Consider the following 16,946-nt stretch of genomic DNA (forward strand, 5'->3'; position numbering starts at 1 on the left):
ATCGGATTCCGCCTGGTTCGGATGTGGGTTTGTCAGTGATTCAGGTGGTCAGAAGCCGGAGGAAGTTCTGGTAATCCTCGCGGATATTGGCGTCCGATTCCTGCAGTTCCTCGATTTTCTTGCAGGCGTGCAGGACCGTGGTGTGGTCCCGGCCACCAAAGGCATCGCCGATCTCGGGCAGGCTGTGGCTGGTCAGCTCCTTGGCCAGTGCCATCGCCATCTGGCGGGGCCGTGTGATCGAGCGTGTGCGGCGCTTTGAGTGCAGATCCGCCACTTTCATCTTGTAGTACTCTGCCACGGTCCGCTGAATATTGTCGATGCTGACCTGCTTCTCATGCAGCGCCAGCAGGTCCTTGAGACTTTCCCGGATGAATGCCGGTGTAATCTGCTGGCCGGTGAAGTGGGAATTGGCGATAACCAGCTTCAGCGCCCCCTCCAGCTCGCGCACGTTGGACCGGATCTTCTGGGCGATGAAAAAGGCCGCTTCGTTGCTGATGCTGACCTGTGCCTGCTCCGCCTTTTTCATGATGATTGCCACGCGGGTCTCAAGCTCGGGTGGTTCCACCATGACCGTCAGGCCCCAGCCGAACCGGGACTTGAGCCGCTCCTCCATGTTCACGATCTCCTTGGGGAACCGGTCACAGGTCAGGATCACCTGCTGGCCGCCCTCAAGCAGCGCATTGAAGGTGTGGAAGAACTCCTCCTGGGAGCGCTCCTTGCCCGCGAAGAACTGGATATCGTCGATCAGAAGGGCATCGAGGGACCGGTAAAAGCGCTTGAAGTCATTGATGGCGTTGAGCTGCAGCGCCTTGACCATGTCCGCCACAAAGCGCTCGGAGCGAAGGTAGGCCACGCGTGCCCCGGGATTGCGGCGCACGATCTCGTTGCCCACGGCGTGCATCAGGTGGGTCTTGCCCAGACCCACGCCGCCGTAGAGAAACAGCGGGTTATAGGATCCCCCCGGGTTTTCCGCTACCTGGCTGGACGCGGCCCGCGCCAGCTGGTTGGACTTGCCCTCAACAAAGGTCCCAAACGTGAACTGCTGATTCAGGAAGGTCTCACTGTGCTGGACACCGCCTTCGACATTCGCCCGGCGGTCATCACGTCCACCATTGGCACGCCCGGCAATGCGCGCCGCCACGGGTGAATCCTCTACCGGGCGTTCATCAGCGGTGTTCAGTTCGGCATCGTTCACCGGCGGTGCCACTTCCGCGCTGGCGGACTCCACCTCGGAACCCGCGCTGACCGCTGTTTGTCGCTTCGTCGCCCTGTCACTGCGATTACTGGAGGAATGGGTCGGCCGGGACCGGTTTTCCTCCGCTGACCCCACCTTGACCTCGACCTGAAGCCCCTTGGCGCCATTCAGGTCCCGGATGACCTCCTCAATGCGATCCAGATATTTCTGGCTCACCCAGTCGCGCACAAACCGATTGGGTGCAAGCAACACCAGAGACCCTCCGTCGTCGCGGGACTGCAACGGACGCAACCAGGTATTGAACTGCTGGGCGGGGAACTCATCCTGTAACAGCTCCAGACACTGCTGCCAGATTTCCTGTGCCACGACTGCTGACCTCGCATTGTTCTTCTTCGGACGGGTCTCTCCCCGGCAAGAGCGGTATTCTACGCTCCGCCCACCGTCTGTAAAAGCCCCCAGGCCAACGATATAAACACCCTGTTGATAACTTTTTCTTTTTAAGTCAGAAAACTACCAACTTAAAAACAGAGTCGTGCACAAAATTACAGATCAATTCTCCTTAAAACGACTTTTCCACAGAAGCCTGTGCAAACACCGTGTGTTCACGACCGTATAAACCCCGGACAGACCCCTTGATAACCCGACCCCCGGCCAGGGACCCCCGGTTATACCCATTCCATCCCCCCTCTTAGTCCCAGTTTGCCAAGCGCAACTGAACAGAACCGTCCCCAGCTTCAAACGGCGTCACCAGCCGCTGGTAACCGGTTATCCACAGAAATCCGCTTCCCTAATAACAGTAACAACAGTCTTATTGATTCATTAAAGATAAGAACTTTGTTTCTACTGTAACTGCCCAGCTTTTCCGTCAACGCTGCCCATTGTCTGAACGCCACAAATTGACTAGAATCCCGCATCCCGGTGGCAGCTCCGTGTTCGGACCATCGGCCGAAACCATCGTTCCGACATTCGCAGCCCTGAACAGGACCATCACCATGAAACGAACCTTTCAGCCGAGTAACCTCAAGCGCAAACGGACCCATGGTTTCCGTGCCCGCATGGCAACCCAGAACGGTCGCAAAGTGATTGCGCGCCGCCGTGCCAAGGGTCGCAAGCGCCTCAGCGTCTGAACCCGTCCAGTTGCCGCCTGACTTCCGATTTCCCCGCCAGGCAAGACTGCTCAACAGTCGTGATTACACGCGGGTATTCGACAGTGTCGAGTTCAGGGCCGGCAGCCGTGGATTCCTGATGCTTGCCCGGAGTTCCGACGAATCCCGGGCATTGCCCCGTTTGGGCATCATCGTGGCCCGCCGGCATCTGCCCAAGGCCACAGCACGCAACCAGTTCAAGCGTGCCGTACGGGAATCCTTCAGGCATCGACAGCACGATCTGCCAGCTCTGGACGTCATTGTCCTGGCCCGGCCCGGCGGCAATACCATGGACAATGCCGAACTGTTCCAGGAATTGGACCGGGCGTGGCGGAAGCTGGGCAAACAGGCGACCTCCCGGTCTCCGGCAAAAACGGGATAACCCAATGCGCTGGCTGCTTCTTCTGCTGATTCGCGCCTACCAGTACGGGATCAGTCCACTGATGCCCCCTCACTGCCGGCATACGCCCAGCTGTTCCGAATACGCCGTGAGCGCCATCGAGCAGCACGGCATGATCCGCGGTGGTTACTACGCGCTGCACCGCCTATTCCGATGCCATCCCTGGGGCACCTCCGGTTATGATCCGGTTCCAGGGGTTTCCCCGACCCATCAATCCTGTTCACGCAAAGGATGACCCAATCCATGGATATCCCCCGCGTCGCCATATGGCTCGGTCTGGCCATAGTCAGCTACCTCCTCGTCATGGCCTGGAACGAGGATTATCACCAGCAGCCCGTTTCCACCGAACCCGTGGCTGCCGAGGAGTCCGCTCCCGCCGATCCGGGCACCCAGAGCCAGCAACCTCCGAACAGCAGCGATAGCGGCGATGGTTTTGAGCGCCCGGAATCTGACATGGCGTCGGCCGGGCAGCAGACCAGCAGTAAAGCGACCGGGTCCGGCGCGACCGCCGACAGCAGTGACACCATCCGGGTGAAAACGGACGTTCTGGATGCCCGCATCAGCCTCAACGGCGGCCATCTTGTGGAAGCCTGGCTGCCCGAGCACACCCGAACTCTGAAGTCGGACAAGCCCCTGCAGCTGCTCCGGAGTGACGAGGAACTCACCTACATCCTTGAAAGCAGTCTTCTAGGTGATGGTGGTTCCGCACGCGGCCACGGGAATCTGACCTTCAACAGCGACTCCGACAGCTATCGTCTGGAGGAAGGTGAAGACAAGCTGACCGTGGATCTGACCCATAAAACGGATTCCGGGGTACAGATCATCAAACGCTACACCTTCGAGCGTGATCACTACCGCCTGAAGGTCAGCTACCATATACGGAACAATTCCAGTGAGCCCTGGAACGGATACTTCTCCGGTCGTATCGTCCGTGATGAAAGTGGCGATCCCACCGGCCAGAGGATCCTTGGCGTCCAGGCTTTCCTCGGCATGGTTCTGAGCACACCCCAGGAGCCCTATACCAAGTACGAGTTCTCGGATCTGAAGGAAACCCCCCTGAACCGCCAGGTCGAGGGGGGCTGGATCGCTTTCCTCCAGCATTACTTCATGAGCTCCTGGATCCCGGACCAGGATGAGACCCATCGCTACCAGACCCGCCAGCGTGGCAGTAACCTCCATGTCATGGGCTTTGTCAGTCCCGGTACCAAAGTCGCTCCGGGTGAAGAGAAAGAGATCAGTTCCAGGGTCTACGTCGGCCCCAAGATCATCGAGCGTCTCCAGGGCATTGCGCCCAACCTGGACCGCACGGTCGACTTTGGCTGGCTGTTCTTCATTTCCCAGCCCCTGTTCTACCTCCTGGACTGGTTCCATGGCCTGACCGGCAACTGGGGTGTTGCCATCATCCTGCTGACTGTCGTGGTTAAGCTGGCGTTCTACAAGCTTTCGGCCACCAGTTACCGTTCCATGGCCAACATGCGCCGTGTCCAGCCGGAGATGCAGCGTCTCAAGGAACAGTACGGCGATGATCGCCAGAAGCTCTCCCAGGAGATGATGAATCTCTACAAGAAGGAGAAGATCAACCCACTGGGCGGCTGCCTGCCGATACTGGTGCAGATGCCGGTGTTCATCTCCCTCTACTGGGTGCTGTTCGAGAGTGTTCAGCTGCGCCACGCACCCTTCATGCTGTGGATCAACGACCTCTCGGTGATGGATCCGTACTTCATCCTGCCGATCCTGATGGGCGGCTCGATGTTCCTGCAGATGCAGCTGAACCCGACACCACCGGATCCGGTACAGGCGAAGGTGATGAAGCTGCTGCCGATCATGTTCACCTTCTTCTTCCTGTGGTTCCCGGCAGGCCTGGTGCTGTACTGGCTGAGCAACAACGTGCTCTCCATGGCACAGCAGTTCTTCATCTACCGCCAGATCGAGAAGGAGCAGGGGAAGTCCGCCAAGGGCTGATCCTCTGACGCGCCATGAGCGGTGCTGACCGGGATACCATCGCTGCCCTCGCTACGCCTCCGGGCCGCGGGGGTGTTGGCGTTATCCGCCTCTCGGGGCCACAGGCCCTGGTCCTGGCGCAAGCCTTCCTGGGGTTTGAGCCCCGGCCCAGGTATGCTCACTATGGCCCTTTCCTGGATGAGACGGGCGATGTCCTGGATGAGGGTATTGCCCTGTACTTTCCCGGTCCGCATTCCTTTACTGGTGAGGATGTCCTTGAACTCCAGGGCCATGGCGGACCCGTCCTCATGGACCGGATCCTGGCTTCCGCCACGGCCAGGGGGGCCCGACTTGCACGCCCGGGGGAATTCTCGGAACGCGCCTTTCTGAACGATAAACTGGACCTCGCCCAGGCCGAGGCCATTGCCGATCTTATTGAAAGCAGTTCGGAACAGGCGGCTCGAAGTGCCCTGCAATCCCTTCAGGGTGCCTTCTCCAGGGTGGTCTCGGGACTCATTGAGGAACTGGTCCAGCTCCGGGTCTATGTGGAGGCGGCCATCGATTTCCCGGACGAGGATGTGGATTTCCTCGGTGACGGCAAGGTTGCCGCGGATCTCCAGGCCCTGCTGGAATCACTGGACCGCACTGTCCAGGAAGCCCATCAGGGCACACTGCTGAGGGACGGCATGCAGGTGGTCATCGCCGGAAAACCCAACGCCGGCAAGTCCAGCCTCCTGAATGCCCTGTCCGGCCAGGACACAGCCATCGTGACCGAAATCGAGGGCACAACCCGGGACGTGCTGCGAGAGCAGATCCAGATTGACGGCATGCCGCTGCACATCATTGACACCGCGGGCCTGCGCGACAGCGCCGATGAAGTGGAACGCATCGGCATCGACCGGGCCTGGGCCGAGATCGAGAAGGCCGACCGGGTCCTGTTGCTGGTGGACAGCGTCACAACGCCGGATACTGATCCCGCGACCCTCCGAACCGGTCTGCCACGCCAGTTGCCGGAAGGACTCCCGGTTACCGTCCTCCGCAACAAGGCGGATCTCTCGGGAGAAACGCCCGGGTTCACCGACCACGATGGCACTCCCGTCATCCGCCTATCCGCGCAGTCCGGGGAGGGCGTCGACACCCTGCGGGAACACCTGAAGGACTGCATGGGCTATCAGACTGCTGCTGAAGGGCGCTACATGGCGCGTCGGCGTCATCTTGATGCCCTGGAGCGCGCGCGTTCCATGGTCGTCCAGGGCCAGACCCAGCTCAGCGAGTTCGGTGCCGGCGAACTGCTGGCCGAGGATCTGCGTCAGGCTCAGGACGCGCTTGGCGAAATCACCGGGGCCATGACGCCCGATGAGCTCCTGGGCGAAATCTTCAGCTCCTTCTGCATCGGAAAATAACTCCTACCCAAGCGATTCATCAGCCGCCTGAATCATTGCCGATCAGGTTGTGCCTATTAAGGTTATGTTATAACATCCGTTTATTCATCATAGGGCACCAGATCGGATTCCAGTTCAACACATCTGATAGAGGGCGTGGTCGCTGGAATACCGTTTAAAGAAGTAATGATATAACGTCGTAAGGAGAACCCATGCAATTGAAACCCTTCAATGCCGGGCGGCTATCCGATGCCATCCCGGGCACCATGGGCGTTCTGGGTCTTGCAATGGCACCCGCGTTGGCGCTGGGACAGGATACGAACACCGGGGTGATGGCCCTGAATGAGGTCGTTGTGGAAGCCGTCGCGCCCGCTCCCGGTTCGCCACTGATGCAGGCCGCCCAGATTGACGTCCTGCAGGGCGAGGACAAGGATCGCCGCGAAAGCGCCACTCTTGGCCAGACGCTGGATCACCTTCCCGGGGTCGATACCGTCAGTGCCGGCAATCAGGCTGGTAAGCCGGTGATCCGTGGCCTGTCCGGTAATCGGGTGCGGATCCTGTCCGACGGTATTGCCGTGGACCACCAGCAGTTTGGGACCCGGCATTCACCCAACGTTGAACCCTTCCTGAGCGAGCGTATTGAGGTGGTTCGTGGCGTGTCCAGCATCCTTTACGGGTCCGATGCGCTGGGCGGTGCGGTGGATGTACAACCCCTGCCACTGACTTTCAGCAGTGATGGATCCCGTCACAACAGGGGCGAGGCGCTACTGGGGCATGCTACCAACAACGACCAGAATGACCTCGGGCTCAAGGGAACCAGCCAGGGGAAGCACTGGAGTTTTGCCGCTGGCATCATTCACCGGGACGCCGGGGATGTCACCGTGCCGGATGACCGGACCTTCTTCCCGCCGCCTCCCAGTGACGCCGGCAAACGCCGGGCACCCGCCTACACCGGATCACTGGAGTACACGGACTTTGACCAGACCAACGGTCAACTCGGCGTCGGTTATCGTGGGGCCTTCGGCGAGGTCCGGATGCGCTATACCGGATGGCGCAATGAACACAACTTCCTGCTGCCGCCCCCGGCCGGCAACAAGCCGCCTGGCCAGGGCCCGGAGGGCATCGGCCAGAATCTGGAGAACGACGAGCTTCGTCTGGACGCCACGCTGCCGGTCAATGACACCTGGACCCTTCAGCCAACCCTGGCATGGCAGAATAACCTGCGCCAGTCGAACGCGGCCGGTGTCCCGAGGGATGCGCTGTTTGATGGGACCCTCGACATTGAATTCGACCAGTACACCACCCGTCTCGAGGCCAGACACGGCCAACTGGCGTTTCTCGACGCCGGGCGCATGGGGATTGAATACCGCACCAAGCAACAGGTCTCCCGGGGCACCACCCAGCTGACGCCCGGAGGTCGGGTGAACAATGTCGGCCTGTTTGCCTTTGAGGAGCGCACACTGGGGCGTCTCACCCTGCAGGCTGGGTTGCGGCAGGACTGGACCGAGACCATTGCGAAAAGCAGCAAGACGGCGGCGCCGACTTCGTTCTCAGGCAGTGACTCCAATGACTACTCGGTGACATCGGGCTCGTTCGGTGGTTCCTATGCCCTGACCGATAACCTGACGCTTGCCAGTAACATCGGGCGTGGTTTCCGGGCGCCGACCCTTTTCGAACTCCATGCGGACGGGGTGCATGCTGGTGTTGCGGCGGTCCAGAAGGGCAATGACGACCTGGACGCTGAGAAATCGCTGAATACCGACCTGTCGCTCCGGTGGCGTTCCCACCAAACGTCTGCCAGTGCCACGGTTTACCGCAATGCGATTGACAACTACATCTACCTTCACGACACGGGCAATACGCAGGACGCTCTGCCGGTGTTCCAGTACCAGCAGACCGACGCCGTCCTCACCGGCGTGGAACTGACAGCCCGGGCACAGATGACTGAAACGCTCGAGCTGAGTACCACCTATAGTGCCGTTGACGGTGAAAACGACCAGACCGGTGAGGACCTGCCACTCCAGCCGGCTGACGAACTGCTGGTCGAAGGAACCTGGACACCCGGGAACTGGGGATGGGCCCGCAGTCCCTATGTCCGCCTGGGTCTCCGGCATAACGCTTCCAGGGAGGCAGCCCCGGGTGAACCCTTCGCCCAGTTCGACAACGCCCCCTTCGGCACGGCATCGACCGATGCCTATACTGTCGCGGACCTGGCCCTGGGCTTTTCCGTGGATGGCGTTACGGGCGCGCCCATGCGGTTCAGCCTCGAAGTGCGGAATCTGACGGATAAGACCTACCGGGACTTTCTGGATACCTACAAAGGCTATGCGCTGAGCCCCGGGCGCGATGTGCGCATGACCCTCAGGGTGCCGCTGGGGGGTTGAGATGAAAAAGCCGGCCCGGAGGCCGGCAGGGGAGGGGTAAAAGAGGTTCAATAATCGAAGGCGAAGGCCTCGTTACCCAGCTGCATCAGGGTATCGCTGGGGCTCAGCATGCTGTCGGCATGGCCCTGGGCCTGTGGCAGCATCCGCTCGAAGTAGAATTCAGCGGTGGCGAGCTTGGCGTTGTAGAAATCCTCACTCTGGTCGCCGCCCTCGGCCAGGCCCTGGCGCGCGGCGGCCGCCATGCGCAGCCACATGAAGGCCATGTAGACATAGCCGCTGTACATCAGGAAGTCATGCGCGGCCGCCGAAACCATGTCGCGGTCCTTGCGGGCGATGACCATCAGCCGGAACGTCAGCCAGTTCCACTGGGTTGCCAGCTTGAGGATCTGCCAGGCCCAGGGCCGCAGGGTGCTGTCGGTGAGGTGCTTGCGCGCCTCGTTGCTCATGCGCAGGGTGAAGTCACGCACCGCGCCGCCCTGTGTCATCATCAGCACCTTGCGGCCGAGCAGGTCGAGCGCCTGGATGCCGGTGGTGCCCTCGTAGAGGGTGGCGATCCGGGTGTCGCGCACGATCTGCTCCATGCCGTGCTCCTTGATGTAGCCGTGGCCGCCGAATACCTGCATGCCCAGGTTGGTGGCCTCATAACCCTTCTCGGTGAGGAAGCCCTTGAGGATCGGGGTCAGGAAGCCGAGCTTGTCGTCGTACTTCTGGATCTTCTTCGTGTCCTCCTCCAGGTGGCCGCAGACCATGTGATCCGCGTACTGAGCGGCATCATAGAGCATGGCCCGCCCGCCTTCAGCCACCGCCTTCTGGGTCAGCAGCATGCGGCGCACGTCCGCGTGGTACATCAGGCTGTCCGCCACCTGCTCCGGCTCTTTCTTGCCAGAGAGTGCACGCATGGAGCGACGCTCCTTCGCGTAGGCCAGGGCATTCTGGTAGGAGAGTTCGGCCGGACCCACGCCCTGGATGGCGGTACCGATCCGGGCCGTGTTCATGAAGGTGAACATGCACTCCATGCCCTTGTTCTCCTCCCCGACCATGTAACCGTTGGCGTCATCGAAGTTCATGGTGCAGGTGGCCGAGGCCTTGATGCCCATCTTCTCTTCCAGCGCGCCCACGGAAACCCCGTTGGCCTCGCCCGCGTTGCCCTTCCCGTCCGGCAGGTACTTGGGCACGATGAACAGGGAAATGCCCTTGGTGCCCTTGGGCGCCTCCGGGGTGCGTGCCAGCACGATGTGTACGATGTTTTCGGCCAGGTCATGGTCTCCGGAGGAGATGAAGATCTTGGTGCCGGTGATGCGGTAACTGCCGTCCTCCTGGGGGACAGCCTTGGTGCGGACCTGGCCAAGATCGGTGCCGCACTGGGGCTCGGTCAGGCACATGGTTCCGGTCCAGCGGCCCTCGGTCATCGGCGTCAGGTAGGTCTGGCGCTGATCCTCATCACCATGAAGCTGCAGGGTGTTCATGGCCCCCATCGACAGACCCGGGTACATGCTGAAGGGCCAGTTGGCGGTGCCCATCATCTCCTGCTTCATCAGGCCCAGGGAGGCGGGCAGGTTCTGGCCGCCGTATTCCTCCAGGCTGGAGAGGCCCTGCCAGCCACCGGCCACGTATTCGTCGTAGGCTTCCTTGTAGCCGGCCGGGGTCTTAACCTCGCCATCCACCAGTTTGCAGCCTTCCTGGTCGCCGCTCTGGTAGAGCGGAAACAGAGTGTTCTCACAGAACTTGGCACATTCACCGAGAATGGCGTCCACCATGTCCGGTGTCGCCTCGGCCCCGTTGCTCAGGCGCTGGTAGTGACTGGGGTAGTCGAACACTTCGTTGAGCAGGAAATTCACGTCGGTCAGAGGCGCCTTGTAGCTTGCCATCTCGGACCCTCCCATCTGTTTACTGTGAAGACAGTTTCTGACAGCTCCGTCATTCGAGCCAATGGCGACGTGTACATCTGTGTACGTCACTGCGGCCACCCAATGAACCCTCCCGGGAAAACCCACGTATCCAGTAACAGTCACTCATTCCGATGGAGGTTCAGCCCATGGCAGTCATACATCCAGCCCGCCGCGTCTACGGGCTTCTTTTTCTGGTCCTGCCCTTTCTGGCGGCCTGCTCCGGCCCCGCAATCAACGACTATGCGGGCCAGGAGCCGGAGCTGGTGCCCAGTGAGTTCTTCCAGGGTGAGCTGACCGCCCGTGGTGTGGTGAAGAACCGTTCCGGCGAGGTGATCCGCCATTTCGATGCCACCATTGATGCGTCATGGGATGAGGAGGGCGTGGGTACCCTGGACGAGGTGTTCACGTACAGCGATGGTGAGACCGACACGCGCGTCTGGACCCTGGAGCCCCGTGACGGCGGCTATCACGCCACGGCTGGGGATGTGACAGAGCCGGGTTTCATGGAGTTCGAGGGCAATGCCATCCACATGAACTACGTGTTGGAAGTGTCCTTCGGAGGAAGCACCTACAACGTCCGAATGGATGACTGGATGTACCGTGTCACCGAGGACACCGTCATCAATGAAACGGAAATGACCTGGTGGGGATTCCGTGTGGGCGAGGTGGTCCTGGTGATCCAGAGACAGTAGGTCGCCTTCCTTGTGGAAAACTCTGTTTACAGAATAGGGAGAGATCTGTAGAAAATTTAAAAAATACTTTTACATCAGCATTCTAGGTAGTAAATAAGGCTTTTTCAGGCTCCTCCAATCTGTGGACAGTTTTTTGAGTGCTTTGTGACGAAAGCACTGCAGGTGTCTGTTATTCCGGGAGAGATGGTATCTGTTCAGAAATTGTCCGGATCGCCTGCACAGGCTTGACGCTTCGGGTTATACTACGCGGTTCATTCAGAGATACCGGCAAACCCCGAGGTCCAGCGTGGAATACCCCAAGCACTTCGACGTTATCGTCATCGGCGGTGGCCATGCGGGCACCGAAGCGGCCCTCGCCGCGGCCCGCATGGGGCGCGATACCCTCCTGCTGACGCACAACATCGAGACCCTTGGCCAGATGTCCTGTAATCCCGCCATCGGCGGTATCGGCAAGAGTCACCTGGTGAAGGAGATCGATGCGCTGGGCGGGGCCATGGGCCTGGCCACGGACCAGGCGGGCATCCAGTTCCGGGTTCTCAATTCCAGCAAGGGCCCGGCCGTACGCGCTACCCGTGCCCAGGCGGACCGTGCCCTGTACAAGGCCGCCATCCGCAACATGCTGGAAAACCAGCCCAACCTGCATATCTTCCAGCAGGCGGCGGAGGACCTGATCGTCGAGAATGACCAGGTGCGGGGCGTGGTCTCCCAGACTGGTGTCGCCTTCCGGGCACCCACGGTGGTGCTGACCACCGGTACCTTCCTCGGGGGGGTCATCCACATTGGCATGCAGAATCAGCAGGGCGGCCGCGCCGGCGACCCGCCGACCATCGGCCTGGCCAAACGGCTGCGGGAGCTCCCGTTCACCGTGGGCCGGCTCAAGACCGGCACACCCGCGCGGATCGACGCCAAGACCGTGGACTTCTCGAAGATGGACGTCCAGCCCGGCGACGAACGCGAACCGGTGATGTCCTACATCGGCAGTGCGGATTCGCATCCAGAGCAGATGTGCTGTTACATCACCCGCACCACGCCGGAGACCCACGACATCATCCGGGGGGCCCAGGATCAGTCGCCCATGTTCTCTGGCGACATTGAAGGCGTTGGGCCGCGCTACTGCCCCTCCATCGAGGACAAGGTCCACCGCTTCGCGGACAAGGATTCCCACCAGATCTTCGTGGAGCCGGAAGGCCTGAACAGCCAGGAACTCTATCCCAACGGTATTTCCACAAGCCTGCCGTTCGACGTGCAGATGGCCTTCATCCGGACCATCCCGGGCTTCGAGAACGCCCACGTCACCCGGCCGGGTTACGCCATCGAATACGACTACCTGGACCCGCGCGACCTCCATCACACGCTTGAGACCCGCTTTATCAGCGGGCTCTATCTGGCGGGCCAGATCAACGGCACCACCGGTTACGAGGAAGCCGGCGCCCAGGGCCTGCTGGCCGGGCTCAACGCGGCCCTGGCCGCGCGTGGTGAGGAACCCTGGTACCCACGTCGGGACGAAGCCTATCTCGGTGTACTGGTGGACGACCTCATCACCATGGGGGCGAAGGAGCCCTATCGGATGTTCACCAGCCGGGCGGAATACCGCCTGGTGCTGCGTGAAGACAACGCGGATCTGCGACTGACCGAAACAGGGCGCAATCTGGGTCTGGTAAGCGATGAGCGCTGGGCTGCGTTTGAGGCCAAGCGCGCAGGCATCCAGGCGGAGCGTGAGCGCCTTGACCGCACACGGATCCATCCGGGCACGGAAGCAGCGGCGGTGGCCGACCAGTACCTGAAACAGCCCCTGAAAAAGGACCAGACCCTGTCCGAACTGCTGCGCCGGCCGGAGGTCGACTACGAGGCGGTTGCTGCCATTGGGGGCGAACGCGCCGAGGATCCGGTGGTGGCCGAACAGGTGGCCATCCAGGTCAAATACGAGGGCTACATCTCCCGTCAGGAAGCGGACATCGAGCGCCTGCGCCGGCATGAGAACATGACCCTGCCGAAGGATCTGGACTACGACAGTGTCGGTGGCCTGTCCAATGAGGTGAAGCAGAAGCTTGAGGAAACACGTCCGGAAACCATTGCCCAGGCCTCGCGCATTCAGGGCGTGACGCCGGCGGCGGTCTCCCAGCTGCTGATCCATCTCAAGAAACGGGATCTGCTGCAGCAGGAAAGCGCCTGAATGGACACGGAGCGCCGTGAACTGGAGGCGGGGGCCGAAGCACTCGGTGTCCGTCTCGCCCCGGAGACGGCGGACCGGATGCTGCGGCTTCTGGATCTACTGGAAAAGTGGAACCGGGCCTACAACCTGACCGCCGTACGCGAGCGCAGCGCCATGTGCGCCCGGCACCTTCTGGACAGCCTGACCCTGGTGCCGCGGCTCGGCCCTGGCCCCATACTGGACGTCGGCTCCGGCGGCGGCTTCCCGGGCCTGGTCCTGGCATTGCACTCGCCGTCCAGACAGGTGACACTGCTGGACAGCAACAGCAAAAAGACCCGGTTCATGACCCAGTGCCGGCTGGAGCTGGGCCTGGATAACATGCAGGTGGTGCATTCCCGGGTCGAGTACTGGCAGGGCGGCCCCTTCCCGCAGATCACAAGCCGCGCCTTCGCCTCACTGGCGGAAATGGTACCCATGACGGCCCATCTACTGGCGCAGGACGGGGAACACCTGGCCATGAAGGGCCCGGAAGCCACCACCGAGGTTGAAGGGCTGCCCACCGGTTGGCAGCTGCTTGAAGACAGTCGGGTCACCGTACCCGGCGTGGACGCGGAACGGCGGATACTGCGCATCGGGCGCAACAGCACGGATTCCACGGGCGAGACAGGAGACTGACGGTAATGGCGCGCATCGTGGCGGTAACCAACCAGAAAGGTGGCGTGGGTAAGACCACCACCTGTGTGAACCTGGCGGCCTCGCTGGCGGCGACCAAGCGCCGCGTGCTGCTGGTGGATATGGACCCCCAGGGCAACGCCACCATGGGCAGCGGGCTCGACAAGAACGAACTCAAGGTCAGCGGCTTTGACGTGCTGACCCGCCGCCAGAACGCTGCCGACGTCTGTACTGAAGCACCGGACTCCGGGTTCGATGTGCTGCCGGCCAACGGCGACCTGACCGCCGCCGAGGTGGAGCTGATGAACGAGATCGGCCGGGAGCACCGTCTGCGCCTGGCGCTCAAGCCCATCACCGAGCTCTATGATTTCATCCTCATCGACTGCCCGCCGGCGCTCAACCTGCTGACCGTCAACGCCCTGGCCGCCGCCGACTCGGTGCTGATTCCGATGCAGTGCGAGTACTACGCGCTGGAAGGGCTGGCTGCACTCATGGGTACCATCGAGCAGATCCAGGAAACCGTGAATCCGGCGCTGAAAATCGAGGGCCTGCTGCGTACCATGTACGACCCCCGTAACAGCCTGACCCTGGACGTATCGCGCCAGCTCAACGACTACTTCGGCGACCGGGTCTACTCGGCCGTTATCCCGCGCAACGTGCGCCTGGCCGAAGCTCCCAGTTACGGCATGCCGGCGCTGCGCTACGACCGCAGCTCCAAGGGTGCCATCTCGTATCTCGCGCTGGCGGGGGAGATGGTCAGGCGTAATGGCAGCCAGCAATCAGAGGGCGCCGTCGCCGTTTGACGGCAGGCACCCGCACCAGCAACGAACAGGATAACAAGCAACCATCATGTCATCGCGCAAACGCGGACTGGGCCAGAGAGGCCTCAACGCTCTTCTTGAAGGTTCCCGGACCAACCTGGAGGATGACGCCCCGGCGGATCCGGCCATTGAAGCCGAGCTGAAAGAGCTGCCCCTGGATCTGATCCAGCGCGGGCGCTATCAGCCGCGTCGGGACATGGATGAAGAGGCGCTGCAGGAGCTGGCCGAGTCCATCAAGCAGCAGGGTGTGATGCAGCCGGTGGTGGTGCGGCCTCTGGAGAGCGGCCATTACGAGCTGGTCGCCGGTGAACGTCGCTGGCGCGCCACCCAGCTCGCAGGCCTGGACCGCATACCGGCGTTGATCCGTCAGGTTCCGGATGAGGCTGCCATTGCCCTGGGCCTGGTGGAAAATATCCAGCGCGAGAACCTCAACCCTATCGAGGAAGCCGCCGCCCTTTACCGCCTGCAGGAAGAATTCGGCCTGACCCAGCAGCAGACGGCTGACGCCGTGGGCAAGTCACGCACCACCATCACCAACCTGCTGAGGCTCATGGGGCTGGTCGAAGAGGTCCGGATTATGCTGGAACACGGCGACCTCGAGATGGGCCATGGCCGCGCCCTTCTGGGTTTGCCGGAGCAGCAGCAGGCGCCGGTCGCCCGCCAGGTGGTGAGCAAGTCACTCTCGGTACGTCAGACAGAAGCGCTGGTGCGCAAAAGCCTGGAGCAGGGCCAGGACAATGCCAAGCCGGAACCGAAAAAGGAGGATCCGGACATCCGCAACCTCCAGGATCGGCTGGCGGATCGGCTCGGCGCGCGCGTGGCCATCAATCACGGCAAACGTGGTAAGGGGAAGGTGGTGATCGAATACAACAGCCTGGATGAGCTGGACGGAATTCTTGATCATATCCAGTAGTCGGCTGCTGGCAATCGTTCGAATTTTCATCCAAATTTATTGATCCAGACCACCCAAAGCCCTATAATCTGCCCCGCTTTAACAACGGCCGACAAGGGTTGGCATTTTGAACATCAGGCGGCCTCCGGTAGGCCGACTCATCACGCTACAGCTGGGAATTCTGCTGCTGATCAGCAGTCTTTTCCTGCTTGAGTCGGCGCTCGGTGCCCGCTCCGCCCTGTTCGGGGGGCTTGCTTACTGGATACCGAACAGCCTTTTTGCCCTGCGCTATTTCCGCCATAGCGGAGCGCGGCGGATGGGGGCGGTTTTCGCGGCCATGATGGCCGGTGAGATGTTCAAGCTGTCCGCGACAGTGGTTCTTCTGGCGGGCACGCTGATGCTGATCCAGCCAATCGACGGGCCGGCCCTGTTTACAGGGTTCGGCACCATGATCCTCAGCCACATGCTGACGCCGCTTGTGTTCAGTAGGGTTGCAAACCGATGACGGGGCGAGAGTAGAACATGGCAGGTGAATCTCCAGCGGAATACATACAGCACCACCTTACGAACCTCACCTACGGAAAACTGCCGGCCGGTTTCGAGCGGAACGGCACCGAACTCCAGGAAGCCACCTGGACCATGGCCCAGTCCGCCGAAGAGGCGCGCGCCATGGGGTTCATGGCGTTTCATGTGGATACTCTCTTCATGTCGGCGCTGACAGGCATCATCTTTCTGGTTCTTTTCCGGATAGTGGCCAGGAACGCCACCAGTGATCAGCCCGGCAAGCTCCAGAACCTGGTGGAAATGGTTGTGGAATTCACTCAGGATCTGGTGAAGAACACCTTCCACGGTCGTAACCCCATGATCGGGCCAATCGCCCTGACCGTCTTTGTGTGGGTTTTCCTCCAGAACTCGCTCAAGCTCATCCCGGTGGACTACATTCCGGCCCTGACCTCGGCCATGGGCATCGAGTACACCAAGATCGTACCCACCACCGATCCCAATGCCACTTTCGGCATGGCTATCGGTGTCTTCCTGATGGTGCTCTACTACAGCATCAAGGTGAAAGGCGTGGGCGGTTTCACCAAGGAGCTGACCTTCAGTCCCTTCAACCACTGGTCTCTGTCCTGGTTCAACCTGATCCTTGAGACCGTGGGGCTGTTGACCAAGCCGTTTTCCCTCGCGCTCCGGCTGTTCGGCAACATGTACGCGGGTGAGGTGATCTTCATCCTGATCGCATTGCTGCCGTTCTGGGCCCAGTGGGCGCTGCAGGTGCCCTGGCTGATCTTCCACATTCTGGTGGTCACGCTACAGGCCTTCATCTTTATGGTGCTCACGATCGTGTATCTGAGCATGGCCCATGAAGAGCATTAACCATCAA

At 61.2% G+C, this 16,946-nt stretch carries 15 protein-coding genes; 13 read left to right on the top strand and 2 right to left on the bottom strand.

Going from position 1 to position 16,946, the window contains the following annotated elements:
* Positions 1-40 precede the first annotated feature (40 nt).
* Positions 41-1,561 carry a chromosomal replication initiator protein DnaA gene (gene dnaA / locus GLW01_RS03825; RefSeq protein ID WP_225741706.1) on the bottom strand — a complete coding sequence of 507 codons (1,521 nt, stop codon included), beginning with the start codon at positions 1,559-1,561 and terminating at the stop codon, positions 41-43.
* Positions 1,562-2,187: 626 nt separating this feature from the next.
* Here dnaA and rpmH point away from each other — a divergent pair.
* From rpmH to GLW01_RS03855, 6 genes are all read left to right on the top strand, one after another.
* Positions 2,188-2,322: a 50S ribosomal protein L34 gene (rpmH, locus tag GLW01_RS03830; RefSeq protein WP_077529936.1), complete on the top strand. Its 135-nt coding sequence runs from the start codon at positions 2,188-2,190 to the stop codon at positions 2,320-2,322.
* 10 nt (positions 2,323-2,332) lie between these two features.
* Positions 2,333-2,722: a ribonuclease P protein component gene (gene rnpA / locus GLW01_RS03835; protein ID WP_160898191.1), complete on the top strand. Its 390-nt coding sequence runs from the start codon at positions 2,333-2,335 to the stop codon at positions 2,720-2,722.
* A gap of 4 nt (positions 2,723-2,726) precedes the next feature.
* The gene (gene yidD, locus GLW01_RS03840; protein WP_225741705.1) at positions 2,727-2,975 is read left to right on the top strand and encodes a membrane protein insertion efficiency factor YidD; all 249 of its coding nucleotides are present in this window, start codon (positions 2,727-2,729) and stop codon (positions 2,973-2,975) included.
* A gap of 8 nt (positions 2,976-2,983) precedes the next feature.
* Positions 2,984-4,702 carry a membrane protein insertase YidC gene (gene yidC, locus GLW01_RS03845; RefSeq protein ID WP_160898192.1) on the top strand — a complete coding sequence of 573 codons (1,719 nt, stop codon included), beginning with the start codon at positions 2,984-2,986 and terminating at the stop codon, positions 4,700-4,702.
* Between the two features lie 14 nt (positions 4,703-4,716).
* Positions 4,717-6,084, top strand: coding sequence for a tRNA uridine-5-carboxymethylaminomethyl(34) synthesis GTPase MnmE (mnmE, locus tag GLW01_RS03850; protein ID WP_160898193.1), 1,368 nt, complete (start codon positions 4,717-4,719; stop codon positions 6,082-6,084).
* 191 nt (positions 6,085-6,275) lie between these two features.
* Entirely contained in the window at positions 6,276-8,447 is a 2,172-nt protein-coding gene (locus tag GLW01_RS03855; RefSeq protein WP_160898194.1) for a TonB-dependent receptor plug domain-containing protein, read from the top strand.
* Between the two features lie 47 nt (positions 8,448-8,494).
* Here the strand turns inward: GLW01_RS03855 and GLW01_RS03860 are convergent, their stop codons facing one another.
* Positions 8,495-10,315, bottom strand: a complete 1,821-nt coding sequence (locus tag GLW01_RS03860) for an acyl-CoA dehydrogenase C-terminal domain-containing protein (protein ID WP_160898195.1) — start codon at positions 10,313-10,315, stop codon at positions 8,495-8,497.
* A 167-nt stretch (positions 10,316-10,482) separates the two neighbouring features.
* On the opposite strand from GLW01_RS03860, the gene GLW01_RS03865 reads away from it, so the two are divergent.
* From GLW01_RS03865 to atpB, 7 genes are all read left to right on the top strand, one after another.
* Positions 10,483-11,028 (top strand): DUF3833 domain-containing protein, encoded by a 546-nt coding sequence (locus tag GLW01_RS03865; RefSeq protein ID WP_202405556.1) that lies wholly within the window; start codon positions 10,483-10,485, stop codon positions 11,026-11,028.
* 286 nt (positions 11,029-11,314) lie between these two features.
* Complete coding sequence (gene mnmG, locus GLW01_RS03870) at positions 11,315-13,201, top strand: tRNA uridine-5-carboxymethylaminomethyl(34) synthesis enzyme MnmG (protein WP_160898196.1); 1,887 nt, start codon at positions 11,315-11,317, stop codon at positions 13,199-13,201.
* A complete protein-coding gene (gene rsmG, locus GLW01_RS03875; RefSeq protein WP_160898197.1) occupies positions 13,202-13,855 on the top strand; it encodes a 16S rRNA (guanine(527)-N(7))-methyltransferase RsmG in 654 nt (217 codons plus the stop codon). It begins immediately after the preceding gene.
* Between the two features lie 5 nt (positions 13,856-13,860).
* Entirely contained in the window at positions 13,861-14,655 is a 795-nt protein-coding gene (locus tag GLW01_RS03880) for a ParA family protein (RefSeq protein ID WP_095616140.1), read from the top strand.
* A 46-nt stretch (positions 14,656-14,701) separates the two neighbouring features.
* Positions 14,702-15,586, top strand: a complete 885-nt coding sequence (locus tag GLW01_RS03885; RefSeq protein WP_151440147.1) for a ParB/RepB/Spo0J family partition protein — start codon at positions 14,702-14,704, stop codon at positions 15,584-15,586.
* A 106-nt stretch (positions 15,587-15,692) separates the two neighbouring features.
* Positions 15,693-16,070, top strand: coding sequence for an ATP synthase subunit I (locus tag GLW01_RS03890; RefSeq protein WP_158223020.1), 378 nt, complete (start codon positions 15,693-15,695; stop codon positions 16,068-16,070).
* A gap of 17 nt (positions 16,071-16,087) precedes the next feature.
* Positions 16,088-16,939, top strand: coding sequence for a F0F1 ATP synthase subunit A (atpB, locus tag GLW01_RS03895; RefSeq protein ID WP_151440146.1), 852 nt, complete (start codon positions 16,088-16,090; stop codon positions 16,937-16,939).
* The last annotated feature ends 7 nt before the right edge of the window (positions 16,940-16,946 follow it).

This window comes from Vreelandella halophila (genome assembly GCF_009856365.1).
In the GTDB taxonomy this organism is placed as follows: Bacteria; Pseudomonadota; Gammaproteobacteria; order Pseudomonadales; family Oleiphilaceae; genus Halospina; species Halospina utahensis_B.